Origin of the sequence: Cupriavidus plantarum (genome assembly GCF_905397285.1) — a bacterium.
GTDB lineage: Bacteria > Pseudomonadota > Gammaproteobacteria > Burkholderiales > Burkholderiaceae > Cupriavidus > Cupriavidus plantarum.
Genome location: NZ_CAJPUX010000005.1, coordinates 86,678 through 110,674, shown reverse-complemented (window position 1 = coordinate 110,674; position 23,997 = coordinate 86,678). Strand labels below are relative to the sequence as shown.

At 67.6% G+C, this 23,997-nt stretch carries 20 protein-coding genes; 6 read left to right on the top strand and 14 right to left on the bottom strand.

The features are described 5' to 3' along the window. Positions 1-160: 160 nt before the first annotated feature. Positions 161-328: a hypothetical protein gene (locus KHP16_RS20525; RefSeq protein ID WP_167468493.1), complete on the top strand. Its 168-nt coding sequence runs from the start codon at positions 161-163 to the stop codon at positions 326-328. Here the strand turns inward: KHP16_RS20525 and KHP16_RS20520 are convergent. The 9 genes from KHP16_RS20520 to KHP16_RS20480 form a co-directional block, all read right to left on the bottom strand. After that, positions 295-2,094 (bottom strand): ATP-binding response regulator, encoded by a 1,800-nt coding sequence (locus tag KHP16_RS20520; protein WP_211961005.1) that lies wholly within the window; start codon positions 2,092-2,094, stop codon positions 295-297. The two genes, KHP16_RS20525 and KHP16_RS20520, sit on opposite strands and share 34 nt — an antisense overlap. Positions 2,095-2,121: 27 nt before the next feature. Continuing rightward, complete coding sequence (locus KHP16_RS20515) at positions 2,122-2,754, bottom strand: response regulator (RefSeq protein WP_109584067.1); 633 nt, start codon at positions 2,752-2,754, stop codon at positions 2,122-2,124. Positions 2,755-3,042: 288 nt separating this feature from the next. Next, positions 3,043-3,756 carry a dipeptidase PepE gene (gene pepE / locus KHP16_RS20510; protein WP_211961004.1) on the bottom strand — a complete coding sequence of 238 codons (714 nt, stop codon included), beginning with the start codon at positions 3,754-3,756 and terminating at the stop codon, positions 3,043-3,045. Positions 3,757-3,882: 126 nt separating this feature from the next. Continuing rightward, a complete protein-coding gene (locus tag KHP16_RS20505) occupies positions 3,883-4,764 on the bottom strand; it encodes a phosphodiesterase (protein WP_211961003.1) in 882 nt (293 codons plus the stop codon). A 7-nt stretch (positions 4,765-4,771) separates the two neighbouring features. Then, a complete protein-coding gene (locus KHP16_RS20500) occupies positions 4,772-5,836 on the bottom strand; it encodes an ABC transporter ATP-binding protein (RefSeq protein ID WP_121492476.1) in 1,065 nt (354 codons plus the stop codon). Continuing rightward, positions 5,829-6,752: an ABC transporter permease gene (locus tag KHP16_RS20495; RefSeq protein ID WP_211961002.1), complete on the bottom strand. Its 924-nt coding sequence runs from the start codon at positions 6,750-6,752 to the stop codon at positions 5,829-5,831. Before KHP16_RS20495 ends, KHP16_RS20500 begins: the two co-directional genes overlap by 8 nt. A gap of 11 nt (positions 6,753-6,763) precedes the next feature. Then, on the bottom strand, positions 6,764-7,582 hold the full coding sequence (locus KHP16_RS20490) for an ABC transporter permease (protein WP_211961001.1): 819 nt from the start codon (positions 7,580-7,582) through the stop codon (positions 6,764-6,766). Between the two features lie 60 nt (positions 7,583-7,642). Next, positions 7,643-8,662, bottom strand: a complete 1,020-nt coding sequence (locus KHP16_RS20485) for an ABC transporter substrate-binding protein (RefSeq protein ID WP_109584072.1) — start codon at positions 8,660-8,662, stop codon at positions 7,643-7,645. A 30-nt stretch (positions 8,663-8,692) separates the two neighbouring features. Further along, positions 8,693-9,778: a substrate-binding domain-containing protein gene (locus KHP16_RS20480; protein WP_109584073.1), complete on the bottom strand. Its 1,086-nt coding sequence runs from the start codon at positions 9,776-9,778 to the stop codon at positions 8,693-8,695. A gap of 350 nt (positions 9,779-10,128) precedes the next feature. Here KHP16_RS20480 and KHP16_RS20475 point away from each other — a divergent pair, with 350 nt between their 5' ends. The 3 genes from KHP16_RS20475 (at position 10,129) to KHP16_RS20465 (ending at position 14,166) form a co-directional block, all read left to right on the top strand. Beyond that, complete coding sequence (locus KHP16_RS20475; RefSeq protein ID WP_244835923.1) at positions 10,129-11,682, top strand: DUF1800 domain-containing protein; 1,554 nt, start codon at positions 10,129-10,131, stop codon at positions 11,680-11,682. 102 nt (positions 11,683-11,784) lie between these two features. Beyond that, positions 11,785-13,077 carry a DUF1501 domain-containing protein gene (locus KHP16_RS20470; RefSeq protein WP_109584075.1) on the top strand — a complete coding sequence of 431 codons (1,293 nt, stop codon included), beginning with the start codon at positions 11,785-11,787 and terminating at the stop codon, positions 13,075-13,077. A 261-nt stretch (positions 13,078-13,338) separates the two neighbouring features. Next, the gene (locus KHP16_RS20465) at positions 13,339-14,166 is read left to right on the top strand and encodes an EAL domain-containing protein (protein ID WP_244214761.1); all 828 of its coding nucleotides are present in this window, start codon (positions 13,339-13,341) and stop codon (positions 14,164-14,166) included. A gap of 69 nt (positions 14,167-14,235) precedes the next feature. Here the strand turns inward: KHP16_RS20465 and KHP16_RS20460 are convergent, their stop codons facing one another. Beyond that, on the bottom strand, positions 14,236-16,638 hold the full coding sequence (locus KHP16_RS20460; RefSeq protein ID WP_211961000.1) for a penicillin-binding protein 1A: 2,403 nt from the start codon (positions 16,636-16,638) through the stop codon (positions 14,236-14,238). Between the two features lie 289 nt (positions 16,639-16,927). On the opposite strand from KHP16_RS20460, the gene KHP16_RS20455 reads away from it, so the two are divergent. Continuing rightward, complete coding sequence (locus tag KHP16_RS20455; protein WP_109584078.1) at positions 16,928-17,992, top strand: porin; 1,065 nt, start codon at positions 16,928-16,930, stop codon at positions 17,990-17,992. Between the two features lie 120 nt (positions 17,993-18,112). Here the strand turns inward: KHP16_RS20455 and KHP16_RS20450 are convergent, their stop codons facing one another. Genes KHP16_RS20450 through KHP16_RS20435 form a run of 4 tightly spaced genes read right to left on the bottom strand, consistent with a single transcriptional unit; the run spans position 18,113 to position 22,113 of the window. Continuing rightward, complete coding sequence (locus tag KHP16_RS20450; protein WP_244835922.1) at positions 18,113-18,784, bottom strand: DUF2459 domain-containing protein; 672 nt, start codon at positions 18,782-18,784, stop codon at positions 18,113-18,115. Further along, positions 18,772-20,004: a chromate efflux transporter gene (gene chrA / locus KHP16_RS20445; RefSeq protein ID WP_109584080.1), complete on the bottom strand. Its 1,233-nt coding sequence runs from the start codon at positions 20,002-20,004 to the stop codon at positions 18,772-18,774. The genes KHP16_RS20450 and chrA overlap by 13 nt, the downstream gene beginning before the upstream one ends. 7 nt (positions 20,005-20,011) lie before the next feature. Further along, a complete protein-coding gene (locus KHP16_RS20440) occupies positions 20,012-21,436 on the bottom strand; it encodes an ATP-binding protein (protein WP_211960998.1) in 1,425 nt (474 codons plus the stop codon). Further along, on the bottom strand, positions 21,433-22,113 hold the full coding sequence (locus KHP16_RS20435; protein ID WP_115954384.1) for a response regulator: 681 nt from the start codon (positions 22,111-22,113) through the stop codon (positions 21,433-21,435). Before KHP16_RS20435 ends, KHP16_RS20440 begins: the two co-directional genes overlap by 4 nt. A gap of 125 nt (positions 22,114-22,238) precedes the next feature. Here KHP16_RS20435 and KHP16_RS20430 point away from each other — a divergent pair, with 125 nt between their 5' ends. After that, on the top strand, positions 22,239-23,990 hold the full coding sequence (locus KHP16_RS20430; protein ID WP_211960997.1) for a glycosyltransferase family 39 protein: 1,752 nt from the start codon (positions 22,239-22,241) through the stop codon (positions 23,988-23,990). Positions 23,991-23,997: the final 7 nt, after the last annotated feature.

Genomic DNA, 23,997 nt, shown 5'->3' with positions numbered 1-23,997 from the left:
TCAGCACGCACTTAAAAACGAAGGGATTTCCATGATTGCTTTGGTCACGTGAAGTGACCACCATGAAGTCATAGACATAGCGTTGGCAGTAAGACGGGCATCCCCAACAAGCCCGCCGCATCACAGAAGTAGTCGTTAGAACGAACTCTGGGAGACATCCATGCAAGTCTATGACGGCCTCGTCTTTGCCTGTGCCATGGTGCTGGTGTGCATGTACGCCTATCTGGGCGTGCAGGCGCAGAGCACTGCGCTCAAGTATGGCTCGCCCGCGGTAGTGGGGGCGTTGACGATCGTCTACGCGTTGTTGCCGATGCGCATGATCGGCTGAGCCCATTCCGACTCGCGCAGCAGCGCGCTCATCGCCGCGTGTAGTTCGCCTGGCACCACGGGTTTGTGGAGCAGGGCGGTGCCCGCCGCGTGCGCATGGCGCAGGCGGTCGGCCGCGGTGTCGCCCGTGATGATGATCGCGGGCAGCGACGCGCCCAGTCGCATGCGGATCGCTTCTAGCGCTTCCTGCCCCGTGCGGTGCCCACGCAGCCGATAGTCCGCCAGGATCAGGTCCGGCGTGAAGCCGTCGAGGGCGGCGAGTGCCTCCTCTTCCGATTCGGCCGTATGGCACGTGCAATGCCATACGCGGAGCAGTCCCGACATTGCCTCGCGGATGGCCGCATCGTCGTCGATCACGAGCACGCGCAGCCCGTCGAGCCGCATGGCGGATTGCGGTAGCGCGGCCTCCTCCGGCGCGATCCACGCGAGCGGCAGGCGCAGGCGGAACACCGAGCCGCGGCTGGGCCGCGACGACATGGTCACGCGTGTCTGCATCGTGCGCGCGAGCCCATCGACGATTGCGAGGCCGAGGCCCAGGCCCTTGCGCTGATCCCGCTCGGGATTGCCGAGCTGATGGAACTCCCGAAAAATCTCCCGATGCTGCGCGACGGGAATGCCGATGCCCGTGTCCCAGATCTCGATCGATGCATGGAACCGGCGCTGCCGGCAGACCACCAGCACGCCGCCCTCGCGCGTATAGCGGATGGCATTGGCGATGAGATTGCGCAGGATCAGCTCGACAAGCGTCGGATCGCCGAACACCGTGGCGGTGGTATCGCGCGTGCGATAGACGAGCCCGTGCTCGTCGGCCTGCGGCGCGAATTCGTTCTCGAGCTTGTGCAGCAGCGGCTGAAGCCGGAACGGCCGCGGGCGCGGCGTAATCACCCCGGCTTCGAGCTTGGAGAAGTCCAGCAGCGTGTTGAGCATCTCGCGCGCGGCGCCGGACGACGCCTCGATATGCGCGAGTAATTGCCGCTGATGATCGTCGAGCGACGTCCGTCCGAGCGAGATCAGAAAGAGCCCCAGCGCATGTAGCGGTTGCCGCAGGTCATGGCTGGCCGAAGCCAGGAACACCGACTTCGCGCGATTGGCCTGCTCGGCCTCCCGCTGCGACTTCCCCGCGCGCGCGGTCTGCTCGCGCAACTGGGCGATGAGCTCGACGTTCTCGAAGCGCAGCGCGATGGCGTTGCGCGCCACATTCGCATAATTGCGCGCGAAGACAATCAGCACGACAAGATAGAGCGGCGTGGCCAGGAACATCGGCAGATACGCGACGTCGCCCGTCATCAGAAACGCGATCCACACCGGCACGATCGCGGGCACGAAGAACGCCATCGCGACGGGCAGGCACGCGGAGAACACGGCAAGCGCGGCCGCGCTCATGCCCGCGATCAGCGACAGCACGCAAATGACCACCGCGGGCGAGTGCATGTCCAGATAGAGCCAGGCCACGAGGCCCCACAGCATGCCGATCGCGCACAGCATGGCGGTAAGTCCACGCGCATAGTGGCGCGCGTTGGCCTCGCTTAGCCGATGGGGAATCGCATAGCGGCCGAAGTACGTGATCGTGCAGAGCAGGACCATCGCCGCCGCCCAGGGCAGTGCGCCCGGATGGCCGCCCGTAATCGTGAGCCCGCTGGCAAGGAAGATCGACGCCAGCGAACACCCGATCATCGCGATGCCCAGGCTCTGGTCGATGAGCGCGACCTGCGCGGCCAGCAGCCGAGGCTCGTCGTAGCGCGGAAGCAGGGAGCGCAGGTTGAGCATCGACGTGGGCAGAGCGATCGGCCGCGCCTAGCGCTGGGACTGCACCAGTCCGCGGCGCTGCGCTTCGAGGATCGCCTCGACGCGGCTGACCACGCCAAGGTGGTCGAGAATCGCGGCCACATGCACGCGCACCGTATTCTCGGAGAGGCCGAGATGATGCGCGATGACCTTGTTCGAGCGCCCCATGTTGAGCTGGCTCAGGACCTCGAGCTGCCGCGCGGTGAGCGAACTTTGCTGGTAGGTGACGGCGTGCGTGTCGGGGCAGCCGCCGGCCGGGTGGAAATGCGTGCCGCCCGAGAGGCAGCAGCCGATCGCGTCCTCGATCTCGCGCGCGTCGGCCGACTTCGGCAGAAAGCCCGCGATGTCCTTGCGAACCTCCTGCGGAATCGCTTCGAGTCCCGAGGTGCCCGAGACGATCAGGATGCGCGCGGAGACGAAATGCCGGCGCAGGACCTTGATGCCCTCGATACCGTTGAGACCGGGCATCTGCACGTCGAGCAGCAGGATGTCGACGTCCTGATCCGCGTGCTGCTGCACGGCGTCCATCACGGACCCCGATTCGAGGATCGATGCGACATGCGGACTATCGGCGAGCAGCAGCCGCAGCCCCGTGCGGAACAGCGTGTGGTCGTCGATGAGCAGAAGGCGGGCGCGCGGCATGAGAAGTGCAGAAAGGCTGACACCAGATTTGACGCGATTCCCGCCCGAATGTCCATGCACGTTCGCGCGGGAGGCGTGGCTAGTCCGGAAAGATTATTGGCGATGAACCACCGAGGTGTCACGATGCGGTCGTGGACGAATTCCGCGACTTGTCCATACCACTTCAAATACCCACTCCACCCGGCTGTGGGTATTTTTTTGGGCCGGGCATGTTCTTTTACGTTCGTTTGCTGCTCGATCCCTTTCGATCGCCATTCTCTCCGATTCGCTTACGCCTGGATACTGAGGTTAACGCGCTGCCCTGTCGCCTTGTGGCACATCGAGCGGGCCCGCGGCGATGTCCGTCGTCCGGTCGCCAAGGAACCAGCGCGCGGCATGCTCGCCGTGCAGGGTGCGACGGTCGCCCGACACCCGTACCCAATCTCCCTCCGGCAGTCCCAGCACCGGCATCTCCGGCGAGAGGACCGTGAACTCGGCCAGCCGCTGATCGCGTGTCTCGCCCCGGAAGCCCGGCACCACCAGGTTGAAGTAGTGGCAGTTGAACTGGAACGGCACGAGGCCCAGCGAATCGAGGCCGCCCGGATCGACGATCGGCATGTCGTTGGTCGTCCGGATGGTGGGCGAGGTGATGACCGAACCCGCGCTCCAACCCACATAACGGGCGCCGCCCGCGCGGAGCCGTGCGGCCATCGGCTCCAGCAGGCCCTGTTCGCGCAGGCACTTCAGCAGGCGGAACGTATTGCCGCCACCCGTCACGATCAGCGTGGCCGATGCCACGGCCGCGCGCGGATCGGCCTCCCGATGCAGGCCTCGGACCGAGATGCCGATCGGTGCCAGCGCTTCGCGGACCTGCGCGGTGTAGTCGTCCCAGTCGCGCGTCACGCCCGCGAAGGGCACGAACAAGGCGTCCGTGCGGCCGTCGGCCAGTTCGCGAATGGCATCCAGGGCGTGCACGAGGTAGCCGTTATCGCTGGTCGAGTTGCTGAGAAGCAGGAGTTCCATGAGGATTGCAGGGGCCGCACGTTCCGTCATGCGGAAGCGTGGTCCGATATCGAGAGACTGAACAAGCCCGAGATATTATCCCAATCGACGATCGTCGATGGACGATGGACGATGGACGATGGACGCTCAGTCGATGAGTTTCCCCTCCGCATCGAAGAACGGATGCGCCGCCCCGAAATCGCCGCTCGCGGCCGCATGCGTCACGAGTCCATGCCGCGGATGCCACCAGTGCAGCAGGTAGCCCGGCGGTTCCATGCGAAAGCGCGAGGCCGCGTTAGGGTCGAGATCGAGCGCCACCTGATGCGCGGGACCGGGCGCGGTCATCGCGATGGTGCCGCCGAACCGTCGCGCGATATGGCGGTGCAGATGGCCGCAGATCACGCGCTCCACCTGAGGATGGCGCGCGATCACGGCCTCCAGCACGTCGCTGTTCTCTAACCCCTGCACGTCCATGTGCCCAATGCCCGTATGAAACGGCGGATGGTGGAGCATCACGAGCGTGGGCCGGTCGGTCGCCGCGGCAAGCGTGCGATCCAGCCATTCGGCGCCGTCGGCAAGCACGCGGCCGTGCGGCTTGCAGGGGACCGTGCAGTCGAACGAGACGAGCCGCAGCGGGCCCGCGTCGGCGGTGTAGTGGACCGGCGCGTCGCCATCGCCGTGCATGCGCAGATAGTCGTGGTCCGGGAACACGCGGCGCAGCGTTGCGCGATGATCGTGGTTGCCGGGCATGAGCCAGACGGGCATCGGCAGGCGCGCGAGAATGTCGCGCAGGAAGCGGTACTCGTCCTCGCTGCCGAAGTCGACGAGGTCGCCCGTGACGACGACCGCATCGGCGCGCTGCGGGGCGTCCAGCAGCGAATCGATGCAGCGGTGCAGCGCGCCGGCCGTATCGACCATGCGATACGAGAGCTTGCCGCCGGCCTTGATATGCAAGTCGGTGATCTGCGCCAGAAGATAGGGGGCGGAGGAGGGCGCGGCGGGCGCAGTGTGGGGATGGGGGGCGGTCATGCTGGTATCAGGCGGCCTGGGGCAAGGCAATCATGTGATCGGTGTCGATACGCAGGCCGACACGCTGGCCGGGCTGCCAGCCATCGCGGCGCGAGGTATCGGCAATGAGCGGCGCCTCCGCGCCCACGTCGACGAGCAGGCGGGTATGGTTGCCGAGGAACAGCGCGGTGACGACGCTGCCTTGCAGATGCGCGTCGTCGGGATGGACCAGCGCGATGTCCTCGGGCCGGAACATCAGCCGTGCCGACGCGTTGGATGTGTACCCACCCGAGACGGATGCCGCCATCGGAAGCGCGCCGCCCGGCACGCGCCAGAGGCTGCCTTCGGCGGCGGCGGGCAGGTGGTTCATCGTGCCGATGAAGTCCGCGACGAACGCGTTGGCGGGCGCGCGATAGATGTCCTGCGGCGAGCCGGCCTGCGCGATGCAGCCCTTGTCCATCACGATGATGCGGTCGCCGAGCGCCATCGCTTCGGCCTGATCGTGCGTGACGTACACGGCGGTGATATGGAGGCTGCGCAGCAGCTGGTTGATGTCCGCACGCAGCGCGTCCCGCAGCTTGGCGTCGAGCGCGGTCAGCGGTTCGTCGAGCAGCAGCACGCGCGGCTGCACGGCAATGGCGCGGGCGAGGGCCACCCGCTGGCGCTGGCCGCCGGACAACTGGTCGATGCGGCGATCCGCCAGCGGGCCCAGATGCATCATTGCGAGCATGTCGTCGATACGGCGTTTGCGCGTCGCGGCATCCACCTTGCGCACGCGCAGGCCATAGCCGATGTTCTCGGCCACGGTCATGTTCGGGAATAGCGCGTAGCTCTGGAACACCATGCCGACGCCGCGGCGCTCGATGGGCAGGTCCGTCACGCGGTTGTCGCCGAACCAGACTTCACCACCGGCGTCGGGCTGCTCCAGGCCGGCGATGATGCGCAGCGTTGTCGTCTTGCCGCAGCCGGACGGACCAAGCAGCACGACGGTTTCGGCCGCGCCGATGTCGAGGTCGAGCGGATGGAGCGCGCGCGTGCCATCGGCAAAGGTCTTGGCGCACTGGCGCAGGCGGATGGTCGTGGGTTCATGCATGGCGGGTCTCCGCATTCTGGTTCGTCGTGGCGTTCGTGGCGGCGTTCGTGGCGTTATTCGTGGAACCCGTCATCGGCGCGGCGGTAGTCGGTTCGCTGATCGCCGGTTCGGCAATATGCCGGCGCGCGCGGGCGCCCGCGGCGCTCATGGCCTGCATGACGACGAGCAAGGGAATGATCATGACAAAGAAGACGATGGTGTAGGCCGAGCCGATCTCGAGCCGCATTGACGCATAGCTGTCGGCAAGCCCCACGGGGAGCGTTTGCGTGGTGGGCGTATGTAGCATCCACGTGAGGTTGAACTCGCCCACCGACAGCGTGACCACCATCAGCGCGCCGGCGAGGATGCCCTGGCGGCAGTTCGGCAGCACGACCGTGAAGAACCGCTGGAGGCGCGTGGCGCCGAGGCTCGCGGCCGCGTCTTCCAGCGTGCGGATATCGATGGCGGACAGGATCGCCAGCACCGACCGCACCATGAACGGCAGCGTGAACAGCACGTGGCCGATCAGGATGAAGACCCAGCTCGTGCGCAGCGACTGCCAGCCGCCGTACAGCAGGATCAGGCCAAGCGCGGTGGCGAGGCCCGGCAGCGCGACGGGCAGCATCAGCAATTCTTCGATGATGCGCGTGACGCGATTGCGGCGCAGCGCCATGTAGTACGCGGCGGGCACGCCAAGCACAAGCGTGCAGGCGAGGCAGGCGAGCGCGATGCCGAGCGAGAGGAAGATCGTGCCGCGATAGAGCGACCAGACCTCGACGAGCCACCGCGTGGTCAGGCCGCTGGACAGGCCGACGAAGATGTTGTTGGTCAGGCCGGCCAGCACGGAGAGCACGACCGGTATCACCATGAAGACACACAACGCCAGCGTGAGGGCGAGCTGGAGCCAATACTGCGCGGAGCGGCGGGAGGGGGCCATGGTCTCGCTCCTTATGCCGTGGCGGCGACCGCGTCGCCAGAGAACCAGCGTGCGACCGCCAGCATCGCCCACGTGACCACGCCCAGCACGATCGACAGCGCGGCGGCCATGCCGAAGTTGGCGTAGTTGGTGAACTCGTTGTAGATCGTGAGCGGCAGCACGTCGAGCTGCGTCGCGAGCGTGAAGGCGGTGCCGAACGCGCCCATGCTCGTCGCGAAGCAGATCGCGCCGCTCGACAGCATGGCGGGCATCAGCGCGGGCAGCATCACGTCGCGCACCACTCGCCACGGTCCCGCGCCGAGTGAGCGCGCGGCTTCTTCGAGCGAGGCGTCGAGTTTCTCGACGGCGGCCATGACGGTCAGGATCACGCGCGGGATCGAGAAATACAGGTATCCCACGAACAGGCCCGTGAGCCCATAGGCGAAGGTCCAGCGCTCGCCGGCCAGCGCGTCGCCGATCGTGGCGAGCAGGCCGTTGCGGCCGCCCAGCATGATGACCATGAAGCCGATGACCACGCCCGGGAACGCGAGCGGGAACGTCAGCATCGCGACGATCACGGCCTTGCCGGGCACGGTATGCCGTTGCAGGAAGGTGCCCGCGACGCCGGCGATGGCCAGCGTGACGAGCGTCACCGAGGCGGACAGCAGTACCGTCACCATCAGGCTGTGGAGGTAGCGCGGGCTGCTGAGCACGGTCCAGTACACCGACGCGCCGTCCTTGCCGGTCAGGCTGACTTCGATGAGTCTTGCCATCGGCAGGCAGAAGAACGCGAGGAAGACGACCAGTGCCGGCAGCGCGAAGAGGAATAACGTGTTGGATCTCTGAGTCATGGCAGTGACAGAGTGGTTGTCCCTCTCCGTGGGGAGAGGGGCGGTGAGGCGAGCGTCGGCTTATCGCACTTCCTTCAGGTACTGCTCGCTGAACGCCTTCTGCACGTCAGCCATCTTGCCGAAGTCCACGGGCTTGGCGCGGGCATAGTCGGCGGCGGGCAGGAAGCGTGCGGCGACGTCCTTCGGCACCGCGGCGCTCGCGCGCACCGGACGCAGATAGGCGTTGGCCCACAGCGCCTGGCCGGCATCCGACAGCACGAAGTCCAGCACCTTCTTGCCTTCGGCTTCATGCGGTGCCTTGTTGACGAGGCTCATCACGTACGGGACAACCACGGTGCCTTCCTTCGGAATCACGAAGGCGACGTTGGCCTTGTCCTTGTAGCGTGCGCGGTAGGCGTTGAAGTCATAGTCGAGCAGGATGGGGATCTCGCCCGACAGCACGCGTGCGTAGGCGGTCTGCTTCGGCACGATCGGCTGGTTCTTCTGCAGGTCCTTGAAGAACTTGAAGGCCGGGCCGAAGTTGTCGAGGGAACCGCCCATGGCCTGATTGGCAGCCACTGCACCGACGTAACCGACGAACGCGCTGGCCGGGTCGAGATAGCCGATCAGGCCCTTGTATTCGGGCTTGAGCAGGTCCGCCCACGACTGCGGCACGGGCTTGCCGCGCAGCGCGTCGACGTTGACCATGAAACCCAGCGTGCCGGAATGGATCGCGAACCAGTTGCCTTGCGGATCCTTGAGGCCGTCCGGAATCTCGTCGAAGTGCGCGGGTTTGTACGGCGCGGTCACGCCGGCGGCCTTGGCCTGGATGCCGAAGGTCACGCCGAGGTACGTCACGTCCGCGACGGGGCTGGCCTTCTCGGCGACGAGCTGGGCCAGCGACTGGCCCGAGTTCTTGTTGTCGAGCGGCACCGTGACGCCAGTCTTTTCCTTGATCGCGCGGATCTGCGCGGCCCAGTCCGCCCACTCGGGCGGGCAGTTGTAGCAGATGGCGGTCTGTGCGGCGACGCCCTGGCTGAAGGCCGCGGCCGTCAGGGCCATGGCGAGCCAGCGGAGCGGGCGTGAAAACTTGGATGGCATGGGAGCTCCCTCGGTTGAAGTGTGGAGTGGTTAGAGCAGGGGGGTGGCAGTCTTTGGGGGCGGCGCGACGGTGCCCGTCACGCGCAGGGCATGGGGCAGGAGCGTGATGGTGGCGTGGGCGCGTTCACCCGCGGCATGCAAGCGCGTCAGCAATTGCCTGACCGCATGCGTGCCGATGTCGGCGTTCGGTTGCACGACGGTGGCCAGCGGCGGCTCGACCAGCGTGCCGAGCGCGATACCGTCGTAGCCCAGCACCGACACGTCGCGCGGCACACGCAGGCCAAGGCGCTTGAGGTCGGAGATCAGGCCGATGGCGAGCAGATCGTTCGTGCAGAAGAAGGCGGTGGGCGCGTCCGGCGCGCCCATCAACTCGCCGATCCGCGCGCCCGTGTGGATCGCGTTGCTTGCGATGTGCGAAGGCAGGTTGACGGGCGGCGCCGGTTGCAGACCCCGCGCGCGCATGGCGTCCTCGTAGCCCGCATAGCGTTGCCTTGCGCGGTCGGACGCCATGAACGCGCCCGACACTACGGCGATACGGCGGTGGCCGGCGGCGATCAGCGCCTGCACGCCTTCGCACGCGCTCGTGCGGTTATCGACGGACACGGAATGCCGCGATCCATGTTCGGCGGCCTGGTTGTAGGCGAGCACATAGGGCACGCCTTCGGCATCGAGCTGGTCGAGCACGGCGCTGCGCGTGGCGTCGGCGACGGTGAGCACGAGCCCATCGACGCGATGGCGGAGCAAGTATTCCACGCGTTCGCGCTCGCGCGCCGCTTCGTAGCCGCTGGTGACCAGCATCAGCGAATAGCCCTCGGCCATTGCGGCCTGCTCGATCCCGCGCCAGCACTCGGCAAATACGGCGTTCTCCAGCGTCGGCAGCATGACCCCGAGAATGCGCGTCTGCTGCGCGCGCAGCTTGGCGCCGAGCAGGTTGGGGCGGAAGCTCAGGCGTTCCGCGGCTTCGTGCACCCGTCGCGCCGTGGACTCGCGCACCAGCTGGGGATGACTGAACACGCGGGAGGCCGTGGCGAGCGAGACCCGGGCGGCTTCCGCGACGTCGGCCAGCGTCACGCCGTGGCTGTCCGCAGCGGCGCGCGGCGATGCCGGATCAGGCATCGTGGGGGACGGCGGTGACGGCGGTTGGCTCGGGCTCACGGGCGCTCCAGCGACGGTCTTGGTGCAAATGAAATCGTTTTCATTCAAGTCCCGAAAAAGCGGGCGTCAAGAAATTCCTGTGCTGCACTGCGGAGACTTGCGCCCGTTCCTTCCGATTGCCGCGCATTGTGTCCGCCTTGTGTGACAACGCAATGACGGCGTTTCTGGGGCGTTCTGGGGCGCGAGTGCGGTGCGTCATTCAATCTTTCGTAACACTCTCGGCCGCGGCCGCGTCAACCAAAGCGGCGGCCAGCCGTCAAAACAGCATTCGAGGCGCGAGCCGGCGAAAAACAGGGGGCGTAAGCATGCGGATGGTTCGACGTGTCTTTTTGCTGGCGGCCACGGCTCTGCTGGCCGCGTGTGCGCAGGCGCCAGCCGCGCCGGAGGGGACGCTCTCCACGAAGGACCTCCATTGGCTCAATACCGTGAGCTTCGGCGCCGATCAGGCCAGCATCGCGCGACTCAAGGCCGTGGGCCGCCAGCGGTACCTCGAGGAACAACTGAAGCAGCCGGTCGCGGATCCGCCCGAACTGGCGGGCATGATCGCCGCGCTGCCGATCGCCACGCAGGACGGGCCCACGCGGTTCGCGGCCCTGCGCGCGGCACGCCAGCGCGTCAATGCGCTGCCCGATGGCGATGAAAAGCAGCAGGCGCGTGAATCGCTCAACAGGGACGGGCGCGAGGTCGTGCTCGATGCGAGCCGGCGGCATCTGCTGCGCGCGCTGTATTCCCCGTCGCAGCTCCGCGAGCAGATGACGTGGTTCTGGCTCAATCATTTCAACGTCTACGCGAACAAGGGGCAGGTGCGGTGGATGCTGCCGGAGTACGAGGAGCGCGCGATCCGGCCGCATGTGTTCGGCAGGTTCCGCGACCTCGTGATGGCGACGGTCACCGCGCCGGCGATGCTGGACTACCTCGACAACGCGCAGAGCGCGGCGAATCGCGTCAACGAGAACTATGCGCGCGAGCTGATGGAGCTCCATACGCTCGGCGTCTCTGGCGGCGCTAGCGGGTCGCGTTATACCCAGCAAGACGTGCAGGAACTTGCGCGCGTGCTGACCGGCGTGGGGCTGAACCTGCGTGGGGAACCCCCGAAGCTCAACCCGCAGCGGGCGGCGTTGTATCGCGCGGATGGGTTGTTCGAGTTCAATCCCGCCCGGCACGATTTCGGCGGGAAGACACTGCTGGGTGTGCGCATTCCTTCGGGGGGTGCGCAGGCGGGCTTCGCCGAGGTCGAGCAGGCGGTGGCGGTGCTTAGCCGCGATCCTGCCACGGCGCGATTTATTTCGCGCAAGCTGGCCGAGTATTTCGTCGCCGACAGTCCGCCTCCCGCGCTCGTCGATCGCATGGTGGCGACCTTCACCCGGACCGATGGCGATATCGGCGCGGTGTTGACGACGATGTTCCTGGCACCCGAGTTCGATCGTGTGCTGGCGTCCGGGTCGCGCAAGTTCAAGGATCCGATGGTGTTCGTGGTGTCGTCGATGCGGCTCGCGTATGACGGGCGGCAGGTGACCAATCTGCGGCCCGTGATCAACTGGCTCAATCAGCTTGGCGAGCCGCTGTATGGGCATGTCGCGCCCGATGGGTATCCGTCGTCCGAAGGCGCCTGGGCCAGTTCGGGCCAGATGGTCCGGCGGTTCGAAATCGCGCGGGCGATCGGCAGCGGCCCGGCGGGACTGTTCGCGGGCGACGACGGCAAGCCCACGGCGCGGCGCGGATTTCCCGTGGCCAACAGCCGCATGTTCTACGACACGATCGAGGGCACGCTCGGGCCGTCCACGCGCGCCGCGCTGGCGCAGGCCGAGTCTCAGGCGGAGTGGAATACGGTGCTGTTGAGTTCGCCGGAATGGATGCAACGATGACAACGATGCGGGAGGGCGTCATGGATGCAAAGCACGCAACGCGCTGCGGGGTAGCGCGATGGGGGTGGCACCATGCGGGGGGGCACCATGGGGGGTGGCAACATGAATAGGCGCGACTGGCTCAGGCTCTGCGGCGCGCTGGCGCTGCCGGCCGTCGTCTCGCGCGCGTACGCGCTGCCCGCGCAGGCCGACGCGCGCTTCCTGCTCGTCTTCCTGCGCGGCGGCTACGATGCGGCCAACGTGCTGGTGCCGGCGGGCAGCGATTTCTACTATGCGTCGCGCCCCAACATCGCGATCCGCAAGCCCGTGGCCGAAGGCGCGGGTCCCGACCCCGCCGCCGCGCTCGCGCTGGGGACGGATGCGTGGGCGCTGCACCCCGCGCTCGGCGCCACCATGCTGCCGCTATGGCAGCGGAGGCAACTCGCCTTCATCCCATTCGCCGGCACTGACGACCTGTCCCGCAGCCACTTCGAAACGCAGGACGGCATCGAAGCCGGCGGCCCGCCCGCCGGCGCTGGGCAAACCGCCGCCCCGCGCGGCAGCGGCTTCCTGAACCGCCTCGCGACGTCGATGGGCGGGCAGGCCGCACCTGTGGCATTCACCGATGGCCTGCCGATGGTGCTGACCGGCAGTGCCAACGTGCCCAACGTCTCGCTCAAGGGCACCGGCCGCACGCCATTCGACGCGCGGCAGACACGCATGCTCGCGCAGATGTACGCGGGCACGCGATTCGAGTCCGTCATCGCGGAGGGCTTCGACATCCGCCAGGCGGTGGCCGAACAGGCCGATGCGCAAAAGCGGCGGGACGAAGCGATGCGTGTGGACATGGCTGGCGGCGATAACGCGATGGCCGCGCGCATGCAGGAGATGCAGGCCGCCAACCGGCGTTCGCTCTCCGCCCGCGGCTTCGAGCAGGAGGCCAGAAGGATGGGCGGCCTGATGCGCGACCGCTTCAACGTGGGCTTTATCGACGTCGGCGGATGGGACACCCATGTCAACGAAGGCGGCGCGCAGGGCCAGCTCGCGGGCCTGCTCGACAACCTCGGCCGCGGCATCGCCGGCTTTGCGGAGGAGATGGGCCCGATGTGGAATCAGACCACCGTCGTCGTCATCTCCGAGTTCGGCCGCACGTTCCGCGAGAATGGCACGCGCGGCACGGACCATGGCCATGGCACGGTCTACTGGGTGGCCGGCGGCAACGTGAAGGGCGGGCGCATGGCCGGGGAACAGGTCGCGGTGTCGCGCGAGACGTTGAACCAGGATCGCGACTGGCCTGTGCTAAACGACTATCGGGCGGTGCTTGGCGGCGTGTTCCAGCGGCTGTATGGGCTCGACGCGCGCAGGCTGTCGCAGGTCTTTCCGGGCGTGGCGCCGCGCGACGTCGGGCTGGTTTGAGGGCTCCGCGTCCGGGGTTATTCGGGTTCGCAGGGCTTCCGAAACAGGAGGCCTCTTTCCACCCTCGTTGCTCGCATCGTGCAAGCTTCTGTCGGCGTCGGGTGGCGTTCTGCTGGCGATTTTCGGAATCTGATGGGCGTACCCCTCGCCCGTGGGATATTAAGTCACGTGGGCGGAGGGCCGATAGCCTACAGTGGGAGTGGCATTTGCCCACAGCACGATCCATATCCAGTACGGATGCAAGACTTCTCGCGAGCCCTCATGCCCAGCATTGCGGAATGTCTGGAACAACAACGCCTGCGGCCCGTATTTCAGCCGATCGGCTCGCTGTCGACCGGCGAGGTGCTCGGCTATGAAGCATTGATTCGGGGTCCCGCCGGGACGCCCCTCGAGAGTCCGCTCGCGCTGTTTCGCGAGGCGGCGCGCGCCGGCTGCCTCGTGCGGCTGGAGCGGCTGGCTTCGCGTATCGCTATCGCGGCCTTCATGCGGGCTCGGCTGCCGGGGAAGCTGTTCATCAACTACAGCGCGGATTCCCTGCGCGAAATCGACGCCAGCCGGGATGAGGTCAGGGCGTTTCTCGACGGGCAGGGAATGCCTTCGTCGCGCATCGTCGTCGAACTGACCGAGCAGGCGCCGCTGGGTCCGCTGGACACGCTCGCCGCCGCGATCTCCAGCATCCGCAGCCGCGGGGCGCAGTTCGCGATAGACGACTACGGCACGGGGCATGCGAACCTCGGGCAATGGATTGCCCTCAAGCCCGATTACATCAAGGTGGCCCGCGAGGTGGTGGACGGCGCGGCCGAGTCGCCGTTCAAGCTCGAGGCTCTGCGGGCGCTGCGGCGGCTGGCGACGGTGAGCGACACCGCGCTGATCGCCGAGGGAATCGAGAACGAGGCCGACCTGCTGGCTTGCCGCGACATCGGGTTCGATCTGGCGCAGGGCTACCTGCTGGCCCGACCGACGGACGCGCCGCCGTTGACGTTGTCGGAGGCTTCTTTGCGGGCGTTGCGGCTTGGGCCGATTGCGGTGTTGCCCGGCGAGGCGGTATCGGAGCCGGCGCCGGAGCCGCGGCAGGTGAGGGCGGGTTGAGCGCGGGTGAAGGGCGAGTGGGGCGCGGGTGGGGCGCTGCTTAAGCGCGGCGAGGGCTCACCTGCCCCGTCAAAGGCTTGCTGCGCCGTCAGGCGCGGAGGCGGGTTCGGCCGGTGCCGCCGCGGGCGTCGATGGCTGGGCGTCCGAGGCCGGGACCGCTTCGACGACCTCGCCGTTGTCGGGCGCGGCGTTCTGTTCCGCTACCACGTTCGACGCCGGTGCCGGGGGCGGCATCGCGTCGGCTTCCGTGTCCGGCAGCACTGGCCGCCGCGGGCTCGGGCGCGGGGCGGGAGGCGCGTCGTCCTTCGCGCCCGGATGCGTCGCGAACAGGCGCTGGAACCAGCCTTTTACCTGACCGCTCATCGAGGAGAACCACGTCGACTCGTCCGCTTCCGCGAAGCGGGCGCGCCCGTCGATCGACCGCGCGCGTAGCGCGCGTTGATAGAAATCTCCCACGATAGGCAGGGCGCTGCGTGCCCCCTGTCCCCAGTAATCGCTGCGCAATGTCACGCGGCTGTCATTGAAGCCGACCCATGCTCCCGCCACGAGTTGCGGATGCATCAGGATGAACCACCCGTCCGCATTGTCCTGCGTGGTCCCCGTCTTGCCCGCAACGTCCGCGCGAATGCCATAGCGCGTGCGAATGGCCGTCCCCGTGCCCCGGTCGATCACGTCGCGCATGACGTCGACGAGCGTCTGCGTCGCCGCGGGCGACAGCGCGCGTTCCGGGCGCGGCGCGGAGAACTGGGCGAGCACATTGCCCTCGCCATCCTCGATGCGCGTGACCATCGTCGGGGCGATGTACTGTCCGCCATTGGCGATGGTCCCATACGCGCTGACCATTTCCTTCAGCGTGACCGGACTCGTGCCGAGCGCAAGAGAAGGGACCGCGTCGAGCTGGCTGTCCCGCACGCCCATCGCCCGCGCCAGCCGCGCCACGCGATCGGGCCCGACGCGTTGCACGAGCTGGGCCGTAATCGTGTTCTTGGAATACACGAGCCCATCGCGCAGGCTCATCGGCCGACCCGTCGGCGCGGACTCATCGGTCGGCCGCCAGATCTCGCCGCCCGCGAGTGTCATCTCCACCGGTTGATCGACGAACGTGTCGTCGGGCGTCTCCCCGGCGGCGAACGCCGCGCCGTAGACGAACGGCTTGAACGTGGACCCCGGCTGCCTGCGCGCCTGCTGCACGTGATCGAACGCATCGATCGTGAAGTCGCGGCTGCCTACCCAGGCGCGAATGGCTCCGGTGCCCGGCTCGATCGCCAGGAAGCCGGCCTGCACGCGCGTCTTCTGCTGCCGCAGCGCCAGCATGAATGCGTTGTCTGCGAGCAAACGCTTGAGCACCGCCTCCTCAGGCTGCCCGGCCGCCACGGCATTGCGATACTCCGCCGACTCCTTGACGAACGCCTGCACGAGCGCGCGACTCTCGCCCCAGCCCGCGCGCGGTCCCCAGGCAGCATTGGCGATGGACTGGAGCTGATTGCCCTGACGCGCCACCGCCTGCGTGGCCAGCGCCTGCAGCCGCGCATCGATCGTCGTATGCACGACGAGCCCATCCGTATAGAGGTTGTAGTCGTTGCGGTCCGCCCACGCGATCAGCCACTTGCGTAGCTGCTGCGCGAAATGCGGCGCGGGACCCGGCGCCTCGATCTGGCGCTCGAAGTCGATCCGCAACGGCCGCCGCTTGAGCGCCTCCAGTTTCGACGCATCGAGCCGCCCGCGCTTGACCATCTGCGCGAGCACGATATTGCGGCGATCGAGCGCGCGCTCGGGATTGAGGACCGGGTTGTAGTAGCTGTTGCCCTTGAGCATGCCGATGAGCGTAGCGGCCTCGAGCACGTCGAGCTTGCCGGCGGGCTTGTCGAAGTATGTCCGCGCGGCCATCTCGATGCCGAAGGCGTTGTACAGAAAGGGCACCGTATTGAGGTACGTCTCGAGGATCTCGTCCTTCGAGTAGAGCGCCTCGATCTTGAACGCGGTGATCGCTTCCTTGAGCTTGCGCGTCATGGTCGGTGCGCGGCCGATCTCGTCGGGATAGCGATTGCGCGCGAGCTGCTGCGTGATCGTGGACCCGCCCTGACGGTCCCCGGAAAACGTATGCAGCGCGGCCGAAGCCGTGCGCCGCCAGTCGAGCCCGTGATGGTCGTAGAAGCGATGATCCTCGGTGGCGATCAGCGCATTGACGACATTGGGCGAGATCTCCGACAGCTTGACCCAGTCCCGATTGGCCCAGCGATAGACGGCGATTTCCCTGCCGTCCGCGGACAGCACGCGCGCGGGCTGCTCGGACTTCGCCTTGCGGATATCGCTGATGCCCGGCGTGAACGGGATCAGCACCAGCACATAGAGCAGAAACGCCGCCGGCACGGCGGCCGCCGCGAGCAGGACGCCGCGGCGGGTCGGATGGCGCAGGCGCTGAACGAACGCAAAGCGGGGAAGGACTACGGTCTTGAACTGATCCAGGCGCATGACGCTGGCTGGCGCCCGCATGCGAGCGACCCCCTTGGGTCCGCGCGCCGCCGGGCAATCCGCCGATACGAAAACCACGAATCCTACCAAATCGCCGCGCACAGATTGTCACGATTCCCGCGCGGAGAGGCACTTTGTGCCGTTTATGCCCCGTTTGGGGGGTACGTCGGAGGCGTCATCGACACATCGATTTCATAAAGCGTGGGCAGAATTCGCCGCGTTCCGTACAAACGCGGTCCCGCGCAGGACCCGGGGTGGAACCTCCTCGTATTAACAGAAAGAGAAAACAGTGAAGAAAGCTCTCCTTGCTCTGACGGCCGCAGCGGGTACCTGCGCCATTTCCGGTGGCGCGCTGGCACAGTCGGCCACCAATGTGACGCTGTACGGCATTGCCGATGCAGGCGTCGAAGTCGCGACGCACGTGCCGGGTGGCAACGGCAAGACGGTCGCGCGCGTGACGTCCGGCAACATGTCCGGCTCGCGCTGGGGCCTGCGCGGCACCGAAGATCTGGGCGGCGGTCTGAAGGCCATCTTCCAGCTCGAGTCGGGCTTCGACATCGACACGGGCACGTCTGGCCAGGGCGGCCGCCTGTTCGGCCGCCAAGCGTTCGTGGGCCTGCAAGGCTCGTTCGGCGCCGTGACCCTGGGCCGTCAGCAGAACTCGCTGTACGACCTGTTCGGTGCTTATGACCCGATGGGCGTTGGCCCGCGTTACTCGCTGAACTCGGTGGACTCCCTGTTCAACGGCCGTGCCGACAACGCGCTGAAGTACACGGGCAAGTTCGGCGGCCTGACGGCAACGGGCTTCTACAGCACGGGCCGCGACAACAACGGCGAAGTCGCCGGCAGCCCCAAGACCGCGCGCGACTTCGGCGCGGGCCTGGCCTATACGACGGGTCCGGTGTCCGTGGGCGTGGCCTACGACCAGTTCCAGGGCGCGACCACCGCGCTGTCCGATCGCTCGGCCAAGCGCCTGGCCGTCGGCGGTTCGTATGACTTCACGGTCGCCAAGGTGTTCGCGGGCTATCGCTGGATGCGTGACGACGGTACCGCGAGCGCGACGGCCACCGCCAACCGCAACAACGTGTACTGGCTCGGCGGCATGTATCGCTTCACGCCGGCCTTGTCGCTGACCGGCGCCGCTTACTACACGGATACCCACAACAGCGGTGCCGATCCGTGGATGTTCGTGCTGTCGGCCGACTATGCGTTCTCCAAGCGGACCGATGCCTATCTGAACGTGGGTTACACGAAGAACAAGGACGGCTCGAACCTCGGCCTGTCCGGTGCGGGTACCGCCGTGGCAGGCGCGAACCAGACCGGCGTGCTGATCGGCCTGCGTCATCGGTTCTAACCCCGCGCTTCTAAACCCCGCGCTTCTAAACCCCTCGCTTCTACACCTCGGCTTCTGCCGCGCGGTCGCGCTGCAACGAGCCGCAGCGAGCCGCAACGAGCCGCCTCCGGGCGGCTTTTGTCATTTCGCGGGGCGGGATGCCGCGTAGGCGCGCACCTGTGTCATGACGCCGCGGGGGAAGAGCACGGGGCCATCGATGGGGATGCCCGCGGCGCGCAGACCGTCGGCGGTCCATGTATTGCACGTGTAGAGCCCGTTGTACGTGGCCGTCGCGGCGAGGAAGATCTCGCCGGGGTAGGTGCTGTCGCCCAGATGCATCGCCGCGCCGGTGGTATCGGTGCGGACGGCGTGAAGGAGGAAGGTGCGCAGCCGTTGCAGGCCCGCCTGATCGACGCCCGCGCGTACGGTCTTGTCGCTGCCGAACGCGGCGGCGGGTGTGTCGCGCAACATCGTCAGCAGGATCGCGCCATCGCCGGGAATGAGCGCGGACAGCAGCGCAAGAAGCGTTGTCCATGTGCCGCGGTCCGCCGAAAGCAGGTAGCCGCGGTCCCCGAAGCCGAAGCACAGGAAGCGCGCGTCGTAGTCCTTCCCGCGATTGCCCCGGCCAGTCAGCGCCATGAGCGCGGGCCCGGCGTCCTCGATGCCGAGGCAGATGTCGGTGTGCCAGTCGCGTTCGGCGACGTGGATGGTCGTCGTCACGGGGTCTTGCGGTGTTGCGGGCGTGGTGCCCGCGCAGGCCACAGTGGTCGCGGCGAGCGCGATCGTCGTGGCCAGCCCCCTCAGGCGAACCACCCCAGTCCCCATCCGGCCGCGCCGCACGCGAATACCACCAGCCACGGTGGCAGGCGCCATACCGCGACGGCCATCCAGGCGAGCAGCACGAACGCGACATCGGACGGGGCGTGGACGGCGCTGGTCCATACGGGGTCGTAGAGCGCGGCCGCCAGCAGGCCGACCACGCCCGCGTTGACCCCCGCCAATGCGCCCCGCGCGCCGATGCTGCGGCGCAGACGTTCCCAGAACGGCAAGGCGCCGAACACCAGCAGGAACGACGGCAGGAAAATGGCGATCGTGCAGAACAGGCCGCCGAGCCATCCCGATGGCGCGATGCGCATGGACGCGCCGAGGAAGGCGGCAAACGTGAACAGCGGACCGGGGACGGCCTGCGCCGCGCCGTAGCCGGCGAGGAACACGTCGTTGTTCACCCATCCCGATGGCACGACCGCCGCCTGCAACAGCGGCAGCACCACGTGGCCGCCGCCGAAGACGAGCGCGCCCGCGCGGTAGAACGCATCGAACATCGCGAGCGGACTGCCCGACGTTGCGATGAACGGCAGGGCGAACAGCAGCACCGCGAACAGCGCGATGAAGCATGCGCCCGCGCGATGGCTGACGGCCACGGGCAGCGGCTCGTGCGGGGCCACGTTCGGGTCCCGCAGCCAGACCATGCCGATGGCCGCCGTGGCGGCGATGGCGCCGAGCTGCGTCCAGGGCGACGGCAACAGCAGCGCGCCGACGGCGGTCAGGGCCATCAGCGTGATGCGCGGCACGCCGCGGCATAGCGTGCTGCCCATGCCCCAGACCGCCTGCGCCACGATCGCCACGGCCGCGATCTTCAAGCCATGCAGCAGGCCCGCTGGCACGGTTGCGCCGAATTCCGCGAGGCCGAGTGCGAGGACGATCAGGGCGATGGCTGAGGGCAGCGTGAAGCCGAGCCACGCCGCCAGCGCGCCGCCATAGCCCGCGCGCGACAGGCCGACGACGATGCCGACCTGGCTGCTCGCGGGTCCGGGCAGGAACTGGCATAGCGCGACGATGTCGGCGTACGCCTGCTCGCTGAGCCAGCGGCGGCGATGGACGAACATGTCGCGGAAATAGCCGAGGTGCGCGACGGGACCGCCGAAGGAGGTCAGGCCGAGCCGGAGGAAGACCAGAAACACTGCCCATGCGGAGGTGTCGCGGGAGACCTCGTGCGCGGCGGTCGTGGCGGTGGAGGGGCGATCGGTGGTCATGACGGCATTATTGCGGCGGATTGTGACTGGGGCCATCGCGGCGGATGGTGGCGATGAGGCCGGAACCTTCGCCCTCGCCCTCACCCTCGCTTCTCTTGTTGCGCCGGTTCGCGAAATCGATGCGCAGGCCGTGCAATGCCGCCACGCGCCGCGCGATCGAGATGCCGAGGCCGGTGCCATGCTCGCGCCGCCCCGCCTCGCGGAAAAAGCGGTCGCCGAGCCGCGGCAGGATGTCGGGCGGGACGCCGGGTCCGCGGTCGGCCACCTCGATGCGATCGGGCAGGAAGGTGACTGTCACGAGCGTATGCGGCGGGCTGTAGCGCAGCGCGTTGTCGAGCAGGTTTCGCAGCATGATGCCCAGCAGCGCGGGCTCGCCCGTGATGGGCAGCGGCACCGCGGGCTCGGCCGGCCACAAGAGCTCGATATCGACGTCGCGGCTTCCGGATAGCGGCAGACAGTCGGAGAGCGTCTGGTTGGCGATCTCCGGCCAGTCGGCCGGTACCGCGCGCGGCGCCACGCTCATCGGCGTGGACTCCTCCAGGCGGCTCAACGTCAGCAGCTGGTTCACGAGCCGGCTCAACCGGTCGATGCCAGCTTCGACCATCGCGCTTGCGCGCGCCCGTTCCGCATCGTCCTGCGACCGCCGCGCGACCTCCCATTGCGCCTTGAGCGCGGCCAGCGGCGTGCGCAGTTCGTGCGCCGCGTCGGCGGTGAGGCGGCGCTCATGCTCGAGCACCGCGGAGACGCGCGACAGCAGATGATTCATGGCGGTGACCAGCGGCGCGAGTTCGCCGGGGACGGGCGAGACATCGAGCGGTGTCGGGTCGTGCGGGGCGCGCGTGGCGAGTTCCGCCGAGAGGGTGCGCACAGGCAGCAGCGCGCGCCGCACGCCCCAGACCATCAGCAGCGTCAGCAGCGGCAGCCCGAGCACCCACGGCAGCACCTGCGCTTCCAGATACGCGAAGATCAGTTCTTCCCGTTCGGCGAGCACCTGGCCCACGCAGACGCGCCAGCCGACGGCCGCATCGTTGAGGTAATAGAGGCGCCATTGCACGCCGTCGATCGTCGCTTCGGTGAAGCCCTTGATATGCGGCGCGCGCGGCAGGCGGTCGCCGTCCGGGTCGATATGCAATGGTTCGCCGCCCGGCCGCCACGCCGCGATGGCCAGCTCGCCGAGGCCCGCGCTGCCGAGGTCGCCGAGGTCCTCGTCGCCGGGTTCGGGCTCGGTGGAGGGCGGCGCGGGACGCGGCAGCTTGCTGATATCGACGATGGGCAGCACCGCCTGCATCTGCTGCGCCATGCGGACCATGTCCGTGTCGTAGAGCTCGTTGATCTCCTCGCGCGCGCTGACGTAGATGATCGCGCTCGTCAGCACCCATGCGAGGGCCGCGGCGAACAGTACCGCGAGAATCAGCCGCCGCTGCAGCGTCATGCGTCGGCCCCGATCGCCTCGAGCGTGCCGAGCGAATAGCCGGCACCGCGCAACGTCCGCACGATGCCGGGATGCAGCTTGCGGCGAAGGTGGTGGATATGGACCTCGAGCGTGTTGCTCTCCGCGGACTTGTCCCACGCGTAGAGCTTGTCGCGCAGGAAGTCGCGGGTCAGCACGCGGTTCGGATGCGCGAGCAGCAGTTCGAGCAGCAGCGCTTCCCGGCTCGTCAGGTCCACGGGCTGGCCCTGCCAGCTTGCCTGGCGCGAAGCGGCATTGAATTCCAGCGGGCCGTGGCGCCAGACGGGCTCGGCTTGTCCCGCCGCGCGTCGCGTCACGGCGCGCAGGCGGGCCGCGAGTTCGTCGACGGCCACGGGTTTGACGAGGTAATCGTCAGCGCCGGTGTCGAGCACGCTGATGCGGCTTTCCACCGCGTCGCGCGCGGTCAGCACGATGACGGGCGTGGTCCGGCGGCGGGCGCGCCACCGCGCGAGCAGGTCGCCGCCGTCATCTTCGTCGAGGCCGAGGTCGAGCACGATGGCGTCGTACGCCATGACCTCCACCGCGTGGTCGGCGGCGGCGGCGGTGGGAAACCAGTCCACCACATGGCCCAGCAGCTTCAGGCCCCGCTGCAGACCGTCGCCCAGCATGGCGTCGTCTTCGACGATAAGTATTCTCATTTCTAGGTGATCTACGACGTATTCCAATGGCGGACGGCGCAAGCGTACCAGTTTTGATCGCGGTTAATGTGCCGCTAAGGTTCGGCCCTTAACCTGCGCGATCATCCTTTGGGGTTCGCGCGCCTATGTTGCATCCTCCGTCACATTCGGCCCCGGCCCAGTCTTCCGAGCTGCTTCCGCATCCCGGTGCGGTGCCGGGCGACGGCCCGCGCTGGGCAGGCACCGACCGGCGCGCGTCATGGCGCACCGCCATATGGATCGGCGCGGCCGTGGTGGCGGTGCTTGCGGTATGGTTTGGCACGCTCGCGATGCGGCATCTGATCGGCCCGGACGAAGGGCGCTACGCCGAGATCTCCCGCGAGATGCTCGCCACCGGCGATTGGGTCACGATTCGATACAACGCGCTGAAGTACTTCGAGAAACCGCCGTTGCATATGTGGGTGACGGCGGTGGCCTATACCTTGTTTGGGGTAGGCGATTGGCAGGCGCGGCTGTGCGTCGCGCTGTCCGGGCTGCTCGGCATCGGCATGACGATGCTGGCCACATGGCGCTGGTTCGGCGCGCGCGCGGGATGGTTCGCGGCCATCGTGCTGCTGGGCGCGCCGATGTGGAGCACGGCGGCGCACTTCAACACGCTCGACATGACCCTCGCCGGAGCGATGGCCTGCACGCTGGCGACGATGCTGCTCGCGCAGCATCCCGATGCGAGCGTTGCCGCGCGGCGGCGGTGGATGCTGTTGTGCTGGGCGACGATGGGCGTGGCGGTGTTGACCAAGGGGCTGGTCGGCATTGCGCTGCCGGGGCTCGTGCTGGTGTGCTATGCGATCGTGGCGCGCGATGGGGCGCTGCTGCGGCGGTTGCATTGGGGCGCGGGGCTTGCGATCCTGCTGGCGGTGACGGTGCCATGGTTCTGGCTGATCGCGCGACGCAATCCCGAATTCCTGCAGTTCTTTTTCATCCACGAGCATTGGGAACGTTATACGTCCAACGTGCATTCGCGTTCGGGGCCGCTGCTCTATTTCGTGCCGCTGATCGTTGGCGGGATGCTGCCGTGGGCCGGGCTGTTTCCGCGCATGTGGAAGGCCATGCGTGACAGCGTGCCGCAGCCGGCTGCATTCCGTCCGCTTCTGCTGGTCGGCGTGTGGGCGATCGCGATTTTCGTGTTCTTCAGTCTGTCACGGTCGAAGCTCCCGGGTTACATCGTCCCTGTGGTGCCGGCGCTGGCGATCCTCGCGGCGGTGGCGCTTGATCGCATGGACCTGCGGGCGTGGCGCCGGCAGCTGGTTGGGGCAGGCATCGTGGCCGCGGTGTGTCTGATGGCCAGCCCGATTGTCGGGTCGCTGAATGCCAACAACATTCCGAACCTGTTCTATCGCACGTATGCGATCTGGGTCGCCATCACGTTCGCGCTCATGCTCGCGGGCGTGGTCCTCGCGCGCTGGCTCGCCGCGCGCGGGCGGCTGACGGCGAGTATCGCGGCGTATGGGGTGGGGATGTATGTGGCCTTCACCGTGGCGCTGCTTGGCTACGACACGATCGGGCGGCCACTGTCGGGCGCCGACATCGCGCCCGCGGTCGCGCATCGGCTCACGCCGGGGATGCCTTTGTATGGCGTACGGATGCTGGACCATACGCTGCCGTTCTACGTCCGCCATCCCCTTGTGATGGTCGCGGAGGCCGACGAGCTCGGTTTCGGCACGACGGTGGAACCGTCGCGCTGGCTGCCCACCATCGCCGCCTTCGAAGCTGCATGGCGGGACGACGGCCCCGCGATGGCGGTCATGTCGCCGGACACGTATCAGCAGCTTGCGGGCAAGCTGCCGATGTACGTGGTGGCGAGGGATTACAAGCGGGTGGTGGTGACGAACCGGCCTTGATTGGCCT

What these genes read in the sequence shown, in the direction of transcription:
- KHP16_RS20525 (WP_167468493.1), top strand. Translation starts at nt 161, where the DNA reads ATGCAAGTCTATGACGGCCTCGTCTTTGCCTGTGCCATGGTGCTGGTG.
- KHP16_RS20520 (WP_211961005.1), bottom strand. Translation starts at nt 2,094, where the DNA reads ATGCTCAACCTGCGCTCCCTGCTTCCGCGCTACGACGAGCCTCGGCTG.
- KHP16_RS20515 (WP_109584067.1), bottom strand. Translation starts at nt 2,754, where the DNA reads ATGCCGCGCGCCCGCCTTCTGCTCATCGACGACCACACGCTGTTCCGC.
- pepE (WP_211961004.1), bottom strand. Translation starts at nt 3,756, where the DNA reads ATGGAACTCCTGCTTCTCAGCAACTCGACCAGCGATAACGGCTACCTC.
- KHP16_RS20505 (WP_211961003.1), bottom strand. Translation starts at nt 4,764, where the DNA reads ATGACCGCCCCCCATCCCCACACTGCGCCCGCCGCGCCCTCCTCCGCC.
- KHP16_RS20500 (WP_121492476.1), bottom strand. Translation starts at nt 5,836, where the DNA reads ATGCATGAACCCACGACCATCCGCCTGCGCCAGTGCGCCAAGACCTTT.
- KHP16_RS20495 (WP_211961002.1), bottom strand. Translation starts at nt 6,752, where the DNA reads ATGGCCCCCTCCCGCCGCTCCGCGCAGTATTGGCTCCAGCTCGCCCTC.
- KHP16_RS20490 (WP_211961001.1), bottom strand. Translation starts at nt 7,582, where the DNA reads ATGACTCAGAGATCCAACACGTTATTCCTCTTCGCGCTGCCGGCACTG.
- KHP16_RS20485 (WP_109584072.1), bottom strand. Translation starts at nt 8,662, where the DNA reads ATGCCATCCAAGTTTTCACGCCCGCTCCGCTGGCTCGCCATGGCCCTG.
- KHP16_RS20480 (WP_109584073.1), bottom strand. Translation starts at nt 9,778, where the DNA reads ATGCCTGATCCGGCATCGCCGCGCGCCGCTGCGGACAGCCACGGCGTG.
- KHP16_RS20475 (WP_244835923.1), top strand. Translation starts at nt 10,129, where the DNA reads ATGGTTCGACGTGTCTTTTTGCTGGCGGCCACGGCTCTGCTGGCCGCG.
- KHP16_RS20470 (WP_109584075.1), top strand. Translation starts at nt 11,785, where the DNA reads ATGAATAGGCGCGACTGGCTCAGGCTCTGCGGCGCGCTGGCGCTGCCG.
- KHP16_RS20465 (WP_244214761.1), top strand. Translation starts at nt 13,339, where the DNA reads ATGCCCAGCATTGCGGAATGTCTGGAACAACAACGCCTGCGGCCCGTA.
- KHP16_RS20460 (WP_211961000.1), bottom strand. Translation starts at nt 16,638, where the DNA reads ATGCGCCTGGATCAGTTCAAGACCGTAGTCCTTCCCCGCTTTGCGTTC.
- chrA (WP_109584080.1), bottom strand. Translation starts at nt 20,004, where the DNA reads ATGACCACCGATCGCCCCTCCACCGCCACGACCGCCGCGCACGAGGTC.
- KHP16_RS20440 (WP_211960998.1), bottom strand. Translation starts at nt 21,436, where the DNA reads ATGACGCTGCAGCGGCGGCTGATTCTCGCGGTACTGTTCGCCGCGGCC.
- KHP16_RS20435 (WP_115954384.1), bottom strand. Translation starts at nt 22,113, where the DNA reads ATGAGAATACTTATCGTCGAAGACGACGCCATGCTGGGCGACGGTCTG.
- KHP16_RS20430 (WP_211960997.1), top strand. Translation starts at nt 22,239, where the DNA reads ATGTTGCATCCTCCGTCACATTCGGCCCCGGCCCAGTCTTCCGAGCTG.